The sequence below is a fragment of the Bacteroides sp. OM05-10AA genome (assembly GCF_003439055.1).
GTDB classification, from domain to species: Bacteria; Bacteroidota; Bacteroidia; order Bacteroidales; family Bacteroidaceae; genus Bacteroides; species Bacteroides intestinigallinarum.
The window spans coordinates 101,183-110,510 of sequence record NZ_QSUR01000027.1; the positions used below are offsets into that span (position 1 = coordinate 101,183).

Here is a 9,328-nt window from a genome sequence, read left to right on the forward strand (position 1 = left end):
TGTTTATATTACATATCAATACAGTCATATTGATAGCAGGCGATACCTCCATTAGAGAATACGAGATAGACGTATAGATAATAACCGTTTTTGGCTGCTTTGAATACGACATCTCCTGTTCCTTCGGTGTTCTGACCAGAATTCTCGAGACCTCCATATATCTTGTCCGGGCATACTACTATCTGGTTATCGAATGAACCGCTGCTAAGGTCATACATACGGACAGCATCAGAACCTGTTACGGCATAGTTGAAACTATTTACTTGATTGTAAATGACATAAGGAACTTTGTTGAACACAGCATAGTCTACAGCATTGATAATTGTGTTACCTGGAGCACCTGTATTTGCAGCTTTTATGCTATTGTCTGTTCCTTTAAACCAGTAGAAATAGCGTTTGGCGGAAGTGTCTGTGACATGGCTGGCCAAGAAATAGTCACTTTGAGTGTCGGTGTCATCGGTATAAATCACATCCGCCCATTTAATCCAGTTTGAAGTCAGTAGAGAGGAACTCATAATGACAAATTCCGGATCCTGCGTTTGTAAGACACCGTTTACGACACGCCAGCGGGCAAACTGCACTTTACTGTCTTTCTGGAATACAGGAGTTGTGATAAGGGCATTGGCGTCCAAATCCCCCTGGATAGAAATCTTCCAGCCGAATCTTATATTAGTGCCAGTTTTATATTCAATATATTTCTGTGGTTTCTCATTCACTCCATTAGCTTTCCATACAGTGAAAGTACCTCCTGATGGAGTATAGCTGCAGAATAAAATGTTATTTCCCCGGTCTGCTGTTGCATGGAAGTTTGAATTATCACCGGCAAATTGACTGATATCCATAGAACCTGCTATTTCTCCGGTTTGGCTATTTAAGTAAATGGCACGATCATTGGCACGTTCGTTGATGACAACATATTTGTCGACTACTGCAAGTCCGGTTACTTTACCCGGTAGTAGAATACCGCTGATTTCAGATAGTCTTTTAGACCATAATAACTTACCGCTTCCTTGGCGGATACCTGCAACAGTTTTTTGCGGAATATCTTTTTTCACCGTATATGTCGCTTTATCTATGCCATTCTGTGCTGTAACGACAATAGTCTGTTCTTGTTCATAGTCTAGTGCCTCTGTTTCGGGGTTGGGATTGCAAGTTGCTCCATGCGAGATATCAATGTTTGCTATCTGCTCCCCTACATTATCTATGGTTACTAATGAAATTGTTTTTTCATTTTCATTAATGACTCCCAGTAGCCCTATGGCAGGAATATCGAATTTGGTGATGCTGCATTCGTTGCTCTTGCGGATTTCACCTATTACTTTGAATTCGATACTAGTCCCAGAGGTCTGATCTTTCACTGTGATGTAGTTGTCTTGGGTAAGATCCATATAAAGTAATGGCGGAGTTACACTGACATTATTCGCTAGGCTGGCACTCAATCTTACTCGTTTTAGTGCAGAGGTCGGCAATACATTATCCGACAATTTGGGATAATTGTATGGGAAAACAAATGTGATTGAATGATTGGTATAATCTATTTCACCTTTGAAACTATTTTCGCTACTGTCATCGTTCGGAAACGATGCAGTGATGCTGTTGATACCTTCGCGTTGAATGTCAGAACCCAACTCTTCAGGACTGTGACAACTAGTTACTCCCCATAGAAGAACTAATGCCTGGATGATTGATATAATTTTGTTTTTCATTGTTCTAAGAGTTTTATTGTTATTTCCATTCATCATACTGTTCAATCAATGAGTTGTTCTTCAATTCTTCAGACGGTACAGGAAGGACATATAATTTCTTTATAAACTTGCGGTCCTGTCCGTCGCAATCAACATATTCGTATGTATTGGTAGCACCAATAATTTTGAAGCCATGTGTGCGATAGTTGTTATATTCAATATGAGCTAATTCCCAACGACGCATATCCCAGAATAAATGGCCTTCATAGGCTAGTTCAACCTTTCTTTCATTTCTGTAATCTTTGAACCAAACCTCGCCTGTAGAGGATTTACCCGGTAAATTCACTTTTACTCTGGCGCGTACCTCATTCATGGCACTTTGGGCTTCCCCGATCTTATTGAGTCGATAAGCTGCTTCCGCTTTGTTCAATAAAACTTCGGCATAGCGAATTTCAACCCACGGTTGGGCGCTTTTCCCATTTTTGACGTCTGTCAGCGTTTCGTCTAACAATTTCCTTAAAAAATAACCGGTTGTGGTTTTTCCGTATGAAGTACCCTGTTCCCGGTAAGGCATAAACACACCATTCTTTCCGTCAAGGCTGCAATCCATCTTTTTCCCTTTCCAGGTACATCCTCTATAGATTACAGTTGCAGCGAAGCGAGGTTCCAGTTGGTCGTATGGAGGAGTTTCATCAGTAATGCCATGCCAGGGTGTCCAGTCTATCTTTTCTCCATTTTTGCTTTCATAACATTCTACCATTTCCTGCGTAGGAGTTCCTGTTGAACCATTGTCATAACCATCACATTGTGGTACATAATATCGGTCAAAAAGATGATTAGGTCCGTTGGCGGCATCATAATCAAACTCCAGAATCGCTTCTTTATTATTCCCTTTCCATGCATCTTCATATTTGTCTGTCAGACCATATAGCTTGAGCGCAATTACATTATTAGCAGCATCATAGGCATCCTGCCAGCGCTTGGCATATAACATTGCTCTCGATTTCAGTGCATAAGCTGCTCCTTTAGTGATACGCCCTTTGTTTGCCGCATCCCACTCCTTGGGTAAATTATTGGCTGCAAAATCAAGATCGTCGGCTATGAATTGCCAGGTTTCTTCAGCACTACTGCGAGCTTTATTAGTTGATACCGGCAGATCATCATATAAGATGACGCCTCCATGTCTTTTGGCTAACTGGAAATATACAAATGCACGGAAAAAGCGTACTTGAGCTTCCCAGAGCTTATTTCTGTCTGCTGAAAATTCGGAATATTTTCTTTGTAGAGATAGAAATTGATTTGTTTCTCGAATCTGTTTGTATGCTGTTGAACGTAGCCAGATACTGTATAGACAGTTGTCCGGAGAGATAGCATCCGGTGTTAGCACATAAAGATTAGGATGGCCGGCTCTGTGTCCCAGCGTATATGAACCATACTTAAATGCGTCAGTCAGACTTTCTGTAAAACTTCCGTAGAATTGGGCCTCCCCGAATTGACCGTAATCATGCAGGAGGGGGTAGAAACTATTCACATATTTGTCAACCTGGGTTTCATCTTGCCAGATGATTTCATCACTAACGGTAGTCGTTTGTTTTACTTCATCCAACCAGTCGTTGCACGAACTTAAAGTCAGCAACACAAAGAAGAGTGATATATTAATAGATAACTTTTTCATATAGCGTATATTTTAGAATGTGATTTTAGCTCCAAGTGTATAAGTCCTTTGTTGCGGATAATATCCATTGTTTACAGCTGGAGATTCCGGGTCGATGTTGTACTTGGATACAGCGCTGAAAGTCAGAAGGTTGTATCCCTCGACATAGAGACGAAGAGCTTCCACTCCCAATGGACTCAACCATTTTTTAGGGAAATTGTATCCTATTTGCGCTGTTTTTATTCTCAAATAGTTTCCGTTACGGTACCAGAATGTAGAGGCCAGCCCGTTATTCAAACTTCTCGGATTGATTTCCAGACAAGGAAACTCTGCATTTGTATTCTCGGGTGTCCAGGAGTTTGCCACCAGATAGACTGGTGCATTACCATTCTGATAGAAAGGACGCGTGAAGGCCGTAGCACTTTGGATTCCGGATGAACCACTTGCCGTATATACCCCGGTTAATGCAACATCGCTACCAAGTCCCCATGATGCCAAAATATCGAAATCGAATCCTTTCCAGTTACCAAATAAATTGAAAGAACCTGTATGGGTCGGTCTTGAGCTTTTACCTACATACCCCTGATCTTGATTGACTGTTATAATACCGTCTCCATTTCTGTCGACATACTTGATATATCCGGGATAAGCCGGTCGGTCAGGCATAGTAGCGGAGTTGGCTATCTCTTCCTCACTTTGGAACAATCCCTGGGCTATGAATCCCATTTTCGAACCGATTTGCTTTCCGGTCAGTCGTCTGTATTCCGGTGTGTTTTCAGAATCACCTGCATATTTGAGCCACCTTCCGTATGCGTATGACCAGATTAATTTAGCTCCATAGCTGAAACTTCCGATTCTGTTCTGATGTGTAAAGGTGACGTCAAAACCTTTATAATCTGCTTTATTAACGTTTGCAGTTGAGAAGTAATAGCCTCCCATGGAAGGAGTGTGTGAACCGGTTACGGAAGATAATTTGTCATATTCATATTTATAGAAAGCATCCAGTTCCATTCCTAATAATCCATTCCATAAAGTTACATCTACTCCGATATTATAGTTGAGGCATTGCGCCCATGTCAAATTGGGATTTCCCAATACGGACGGATAGATAGCTGTCTGACTGGCTCCGCCTATTACTACAGAATTGGGGGATGTGCTCATCGTATTTCTCCATTGGAAAGGCTGGATACCGCTGGTTGCAGTTTTTCCAATACCTGCTCTTAATTTCAGGTTGTCTACCCAAGTAGCATGAAACCATTTTTCATTATTGATTCTCCAGGCAAGAGAGAGGCCGGGCAGGGTGACCCAGCGTTTGTTCATACCACCAAACAGATAACTACCATCGTGGCGTAGTGAGGCTTCCAAATAATATTTGTCAGCGTAATTGTAGTTCAAACGACCTACAAAACCGGCTACGCGTGTTTGGCTGCTGCTACCCGAAGGTATAGCAGGTTGCTCTTTCCCCTCTTTGGTGAATCCTGTGATTTGGTTCAACTCATCCAACTGAATAAAATCTAATCCGGTTCCCGTTACACCGAGATTGTTGCTATTACGTTCCCGTGTTTCGGCCAGTAATAATACTCCGATCGAGTGATCTCCAAATTTGTTATCGTACGTAATACTGGTTTGCGTAGTGAACTCCTGGGCGCGTGATGCCGATTCGGATAATATAGGTGTATCTTTCAAAACACTGTAGTCCTTATGGTAGGTGAGTGTGGTAGTGGCTGCATTAGGTAAATCCATAATCATGACTTCATTCGGCTTGGTTAACTGTTTAGTCATCCCATGAACTAAGTCGTACGCTCCCTGAAATTTTAAACTTAATCCTTTAAGCCAAGGTGTGTCGTATTTCAGACTGAAATTGGACTGCATATATGATTGGTTGGACCTGTTATATCCTGAATCGTATATGGATGCGATAGGAGCTACCGGAGAGCCGGAAGTCGGGGTTGAAACATCGTATATTTTCCCATTATATTCATAAGTGTCCTGTACGTATGGCAAAGCATAGCATACCTGTTGGGGAATATTCATCCAATCATCCGGATTGGCAGAAAATTTGGGAGCATCCCGTTTTTCTATACGCCCCGAAACACCTAATGACAGACTAAGTCCTTTAGCCAACTGTGCATCAATATTAGAACGAAGATTCATTCGACGGTATTTGAACTTATCTATATTTCCTTTTTCTTCCAGATAACCGATAGATGTGAAGAAACGAACCTTTTCACTTCCTCCTGATGCTGAAATATTGTGATGTTGGCGAACACCGGTTCCATATACTTTATCGTACCAATTGGTATTTCCCCATCCGTCGACACCCTCGCGCATTTTGCGCACCATGTCGACGGTAAATACTTCCGTATCACCTTGTAGAAGACGGGCTTTATTGTACCAATAAGCATATCCCGGTCCGTCGAGCCATTCTTGTTCTTCTGCATTCTGGCTGATACCCACAGTACCTGTATAGCTAATGGTGACTTTATCTGTTTGTCCCTTTTTGGTTGTGACAATGAATGCTCCATTTGCGTCCAGACCATAAACGGCTACGGCGGATGCATCCTTTAATACAGACACAGATTCTATTTCATTCGGATCGAGTCCGTTGAAGTCACTTGCGCTTCTTCTGATACCGTCAATAACATAGATAATACCACTTTGTCCGCGTATGGACAAGGAGGCATTATCCGCACCGGGTTGTCCACTGGCTTGTACGGCGGAAATACCGGCAACACGTGCACCGATGATATTACTGATTCCCATGGTTGGGGCTTTAAGGATTTCTTTATCGGAGACAGTAGATATAGCGGCGGTCAGACTACCGCGCTTTTGAGTTCCATAGCCTACTACTACGATTTCATCCAGAGAGGAAACATCTTCTTTAAGAGTGATATTGATATTCGTCTTATTGCCTACCTTTACTTCCTGGCTGACCATTCCGATATAAGAGAATACCAATACGTCATTCTTATGGGCATTAATGCTATATTTTCCATCAACATTTGTAATGGTACCAACATTAGTAGTACCCTTGACAGCTACAGATACGCCAGGTAATGGTTCATCATTACCATCTTTCACAAACCCTTTTATTACTTCTTGTGCAAGACAATCGAGAGTGCACATTAAAAGAGTAATAAACAACGAGGTTACTAACCTTGGATTCCATCTGATTTTCTTCATTGCATGATAAGTTTTTAAATATTAGATCGTCGATTTGAAATTTTAATTTCTAACAATAGTCTCTTTAGACCGGTTAACTAGTTAATGATACAAAAGTATTCTGTTTCAAAGACATGCGCGGTGGCAAAAACGAAAAACTATCTTCAAAAAACGAAGAATAATACATCGTTAATCTTCTTTTGGCGTTTTTCTTTTTAAGAACCATTCGAAGAACTTATATATGGTTTCGTTTGATTCGGGAGTAGGATCATGCTTGGGTCTGTTCGTCATTGCCACTCGATGATGATAACCCAAAAGCCGGTTGACTGCGACAGAGTGATTTAATGGAATCCATCTGTCTACATTATCAGAATAACCGCCTGATACGAGAAATGGGCGAGGAGCCAATAAAGAATGGAGTTCATGTAAATCATGCCCCTCTTTGCATAGTCTGGCATAGACACCTGTTGAAGAGTTATTGCCGTTGTTGCTCCAGATATTTTTCCAGGGTGGGGGATAATATCCCAGGTACCAAGGTTCCCAATAATTGATATAATTATTTTTGGTTTCATCAAAGACGATACCTGGATCACTCCAGACGGTGCAGGCAAACTTTTCATATAAACAAGAAGCAAACATTGCCCATTTAGCACCGTAGGAGTGTCCCATGATACCAATTCGGGTAGAGTCGACACTTTCGACTCTGGCTAATACTTCCCATGCATTGGCTGCTGCATAAGCAAGTACTGAAAGAGGTTGCATAGTGGAGTTGTTAATAGTCGGGTAATAGAGAGAGTAAGTCTTATCTTTGGTGGTCTGTCTAGTTCCTAATGAGAGAGTAACGAATCCTCTTTTTGTTAATTGGTAGGCGAAATCTCTATTAGCTTTTCCTCCCCATCCGATAGCAGTTTCCGGTTCGTAGAATACTGTGATAACGGCAGGATGTTTCCCTTTTTTATTCGGTTCCAGTAAATAGCCGTAAGTCTGTTCCAGAGGAGTCCAATAAAAACGCACTAAATGTTGTTTGAAATCTTCGCGTTCTGTGGTTTTTATAATCTCCAGTTTTTGATTGGCGATGATGGCCGGCCAATGACCGATTAGGTTCAACCATTTGTCTTTTATTTCTTTTCTTCGTTTTAGCCAGTCCTCTGCGTTTTTGACTGTATCTCCATTGTAAAATAAAAGAGGATTGTGGTAAGTCCCAAATTTTTCCTGGTACAGTGGTGGTGGGGTAAAGTAAGCGGATAGCTTCTCCCAGTTTCTTTTTGTCTGGTTAATCTCTAATCTTTTGCACCCCATTATTGAGGTGACCCCAAAATAAATAATAATAGGATAGATAATCGTTCTTGTTTTTCCTCTTATGGTATGTCTTCGCATAGTATTAATATCTAAAATGTATTTCGAAAGGTATGAAAACAAAGGTAGGTCATTCTCATGAATGATCTTAATGTCAAAACGAAAAACAGCCTTCAGAAAGCGTTTATTTTATCTTTGTCTAGTCTTTTTCTGCCGGTATTCAATAGGTGAACATCCTTTGAATTTCTTGAAAATCCGGGCAATGTTATTATAGTCTGTAAAGCCAACTTCCATTGCTAAATCGGCCAATGGGCGGTCGGTTGTGAGTAGTAGATCTGCAAGATGATTACACCGGCAGTTCAGAATATACTGATATATAGAGGTGTTCAGTGCATTCTTGAATTTCACTTCGAAGTTTCTGCGGGATAGCGGAATGTTTGCAAGCAAAGACTCTATGGTCAAATCGGAACCGTAATGGGTCTCTATATACTTCACTACTTCCAGAATATAAGGATCTTTGATATTATGTTTCTCCGTAGATTGCCGTAATTCAATACGGATAGGGTTGATGACGATATTGAAACTGCCTTCGTGTTCCTTTTTTATTTGTTGGTGAATCAGTCTGCCGATAGAATATCCGCCTCTTTCCACTTCGAGCTCTATGGACGAAATAGGAGGGTCGGAGATATTACACATCAGTTCGTCATTGTCCACGCCTAATAAAGCAATTTCTTCCGGAATAGGAATATTCGTCATTTTGCAGGTCTCTGAAATGAACAGGGCATGTGCATCGTCGCAGCAAAATAAAGCAACCGGTTTGGGAAGCTTCTGTAACCATTGGCTGACTTCCATCCTTATTTCATCTTCCTGTTTATCAGATTCGAAACTGAAATACTCACCGCCCATACGTTTCACTTCCTGACGGTAGCCTTGACTGCGTTCATCGGACCAAACCACCCCTTTGACACCAAAATAAGCAAAGTTTCGAAACATCCGTTTGGCAAAGAATTGAGCTGCCATTCTTCCCGTACCTTTATAGTCGCCCGTGAGATTAGAGTAAGTGACACTTCGGTGATGGTAGTTTTGCAATACGACAGGTATATTCAGTTCTTTCTGCAAATCAATCGTATCATTGTTCCATTGCCCGATGATAGCATCCGCTTTCCATTCTTTGGCCCATTTCAAAATACCTTGTTCTCCATACATTGCACTGTAATAGGAGGGGAGGCGGTAAAATAACCAGGGGCCGTTCTCTTTGGAGTATTGTACAAGACCCCGTAGCAGCTTCCTGTCGAACTCACTGGAATAGTCTATCAGTAGAAGAATCTTGATCATAGTTTTATGTTTTTCTTAAGTATATTGTAGGGATGGCACAAATATAGAAGAATTCCTTTGTTTTCCTATAATAAAGATTTAATTTTGTTGCAGCCAACACTTATCTGACACCCGGGTCTCATGAGCACTGACACCCGGGTGTTGGTATGCGTGCCTGTTGCACAACTCAATCATCGTATCAATTATCTCAAAATCT

5 protein-coding genes are annotated in these 9,328 nt (G+C 41.3%); all 5 read right to left on the minus strand.

Annotated features, from left to right (window positions below; genetic code table 11):
* Positions 1–8 precede the first annotated feature (8 nt).
* Positions 9–1,706, minus strand: coding sequence for a DUF5018 domain-containing protein (locus tag DXB58_RS19335; RefSeq protein ID WP_122137948.1), 1,698 nt, complete (start codon positions 1,704–1,706; stop codon positions 9–11).
* A 19-nt stretch (positions 1,707–1,725) separates the two neighbouring features.
* Positions 1,726–3,360: a RagB/SusD family nutrient uptake outer membrane protein gene (locus tag DXB58_RS19340; RefSeq protein ID WP_122137940.1), complete on the minus strand. Its 1,635-nt coding sequence runs from the start codon at positions 3,358–3,360 to the stop codon at positions 1,726–1,728.
* 12 nt (positions 3,361–3,372) lie between these two features.
* The gene (locus DXB58_RS19345) at positions 3,373–6,522 is read right to left on the minus strand and encodes a TonB-dependent receptor (protein ID WP_122137941.1); all 3,150 of its coding nucleotides are present in this window, start codon (positions 6,520–6,522) and stop codon (positions 3,373–3,375) included.
* 168 nt (positions 6,523–6,690) lie between these two features.
* Positions 6,691–7,878, minus strand: coding sequence for a S9 family peptidase (locus DXB58_RS19350; protein ID WP_122137942.1), 1,188 nt, complete (start codon positions 7,876–7,878; stop codon positions 6,691–6,693).
* A gap of 108 nt (positions 7,879–7,986) precedes the next feature.
* Positions 7,987–9,132 carry a DNA-binding transcriptional regulator gene (locus DXB58_RS19355; protein ID WP_122137943.1) on the minus strand — a complete coding sequence of 382 codons (1,146 nt, stop codon included), beginning with the start codon at positions 9,130–9,132 and terminating at the stop codon, positions 7,987–7,989.
* Positions 9,133–9,328: the final 196 nt, after the last annotated feature.

What these genes read in the sequence shown, in the direction of transcription:
- DXB58_RS19335 (WP_122137948.1), bottom strand. Translation starts at nt 1,706, where the DNA reads ATGAAAAACAAAATTATATCAATCATCCAGGCATTAGTTCTTCTATGG.
- DXB58_RS19340 (WP_122137940.1), bottom strand. Translation starts at nt 3,360, where the DNA reads ATGAAAAAGTTATCTATTAATATATCACTCTTCTTTGTGTTGCTGACT.
- DXB58_RS19345 (WP_122137941.1), bottom strand. Translation starts at nt 6,522, where the DNA reads ATGAAGAAAATCAGATGGAATCCAAGGTTAGTAACCTCGTTGTTTATT.
- DXB58_RS19350 (WP_122137942.1), bottom strand. Translation starts at nt 7,878, where the DNA reads ATGCGAAGACATACCATAAGAGGAAAAACAAGAACGATTATCTATCCT.
- DXB58_RS19355 (WP_122137943.1), bottom strand. Translation starts at nt 9,132, where the DNA reads ATGATCAAGATTCTTCTACTGATAGACTATTCCAGTGAGTTCGACAGG.